The 2,004-nt window shown below is 37.6% G+C and carries 2 protein-coding genes; both read right to left on the bottom strand.

Going from position 1 to position 2,004, the window contains the following annotated elements; all coding sequences use genetic code 11:
• Positions 1 to 37: 37 nt before the first annotated feature.
• Positions 38 to 394, bottom strand: coding sequence for a NusG domain II-containing protein (locus tag PLK24_RS11080; RefSeq protein ID WP_324479125.1), 357 nt, complete (start codon positions 392 to 394; stop codon positions 38 to 40).
• A 5-nt stretch (positions 395 to 399) separates the two neighbouring features.
• Positions 400 to 1,626 (bottom strand): ROK family transcriptional regulator, encoded by a 1,227-nt coding sequence (locus PLK24_RS11075; RefSeq protein ID WP_324479124.1) that lies wholly within the window; start codon positions 1,624 to 1,626, stop codon positions 400 to 402.
• Positions 1,627 to 2,004: the final 378 nt, after the last annotated feature.

Genomic DNA, 2,004 nt, shown 5'->3' with positions numbered 1-2,004 from the left:
GTATTTTCAGGATAGAGGTGATAAAAATATCACTCTTTTACTCATCTGGAAACAACGCTCGAATGATTACACGGTTGGGAAGACAAGCAATAAACCCTCCATTATCCGGTATTTTTCCCATATGAATACATATCTTATCAAGGCAGGGAGAGCTAGATACCCACACCTTTCCCTGATGGATGTGGACTTCAGTATTTCCCAGTGGCCCTTCAATCATAAGAACACTGTTGGTTGTATTATCCACTAGTATTTCTTGTTGGTTTTTAAAGTCTTTAATAACTAACTGATAAGATTCAATTGTCTTGAAGCGGGAATGAAAAAAAACTATCATGCCAACCAGAGCGATACCTAACAACAGCAGAACGAGAAAGCGGTTTTTCCAAGAAAGCTTCAAGGGCGTTAAAATCTCCCCAACTCACCGGCCATAAAATGGTCAAGGACTACCGAGGCAGCTCCCAACAAACGAATATCATCTCCCCATTGGGAATAATGAATATTTGGGGTGATATAATCACGGTACAATAAGCGTTCTTCAATTCCACGTTTTATTGGTTCTTCTATAAATTCCTTTGCTAAAGCAGCTTCTCCACCGATGACAACTACTTCGGGATCAAAAACGTTGAGAATATTGACAATCCCAACACCGATGTATTGACCGAGCTGTTTTAAGATATTCTGACAGGTTATATCGTTTTCTTGGGCTCCCTCGATAAGGTGGTGAAATTTAAGTTCATCCCGTTTTTCGGTAAGAAGCTGGTGAAGGAATTGACTTTCGCCAAACCAAGCGGCTTCACGGGCTTTTTCTAAAATTTTTTCCGTGTTACAATACATTTCTAAACAGCCTTGATTTCCACAAACACACCGAGGCCCAAAAATATTAACACTGGTGTGACCAATTTCACCAGCTTTTTTATTTTTACCCTCATATAGTTTTCCATCGATTAAGATGCCAGCGCCAACTCCTTCCCCGGCCATAAAATAAACTACATTGGGTATTTCTTTGGCTACTCCATTCCAGGTTTCATGTAGACAGGCTGCATCTGCGTTGTTGGCCATGAAGATAGGTAAATCATATTCTTTGAGATGAGAACGAAGATCAAGAGATTTATGGTTTAAAAAAATTGGATGAGCAAGAATGGTATAGGTCTCGGCTTCTACTGGACCAGGTACACTTACCCCAATACCCAAAATCAATCGAAGAGACTGGGTTGCATATTCGAGGACGTGAATAAATTCTTTTTGCAGTTCAAGGAGAGCAATTTCAGTATTTTCTTGAAGTTCATAATCAGAATCACGACGAAATAAAATATTTGGAGTCAAATCGGTGAGAGCCACGGAAAAACCATGCCGGCTAAAACTAATAGCAATGGTATAAAAGGCCCTATTATTAAACGAAAGCAAGATTGGCTTCCGGCCGGCCTTGGTATCGGAAGTCCCTACTTCTTGGAGTAGATTGGAGGCGATTAATTCGTTAACGATATTGGTAATGGTCGGTTGAGTAAGACCGGTGATACGGGCTAATTCGATTCGGGATAAAAGCCCTCTTTTTTTAACCAGGCTTAACACTAACGCCCGATTTTTTACTTTAACATCGGTAAGGTTATCCCCGATTCTCTGTTCGTTCATGGCTTCCTCATAGAAAATAACTAACTAATAATTCCTTTATAGTCTTGATTATATATATCAAGGATAGTTTTGCAACTAAAATCTATTTTACTTTTAAGGATTTAATTTTTATAAATTAAATCCTTATGCAATCTATTATATACTATTCAAAGAATTTTCTGATGATTTAAGCAGTATTTTGTGATATTTTAAAAATCCATTGTGATAGAATAAATCAAAAAAGCTTCAAAACTCTTTTTCAAATATTGATTATTTCTGGAAAGATCCCAATACCACCTTTAAAACACAAGTTGGGGATAAAAATGCACCTTCTCATCCCAATCTTTCCAATGATGATGTGGAAGGGGATAATTTCTAAGAAAATTTAATAGTTCTTCT

Source organism: Atribacter sp. (assembly GCF_035418125.1).
Lineage (GTDB): Bacteria > Atribacterota > Atribacteria > Atribacterales > Atribacteraceae > Atribacter > Atribacter allofermentans.
Note: the sequence above shows the minus strand (reverse complement) of the source record. Positions and strands in the feature narration are given on the sequence as shown.

What these genes read in the sequence shown, in the direction of transcription:
- PLK24_RS11075 (WP_324479124.1), bottom strand. Translation starts at nt 1,626, where the DNA reads ATGAACGAACAGAGAATCGGGGATAACCTTACCGATGTTAAAGTAAAA.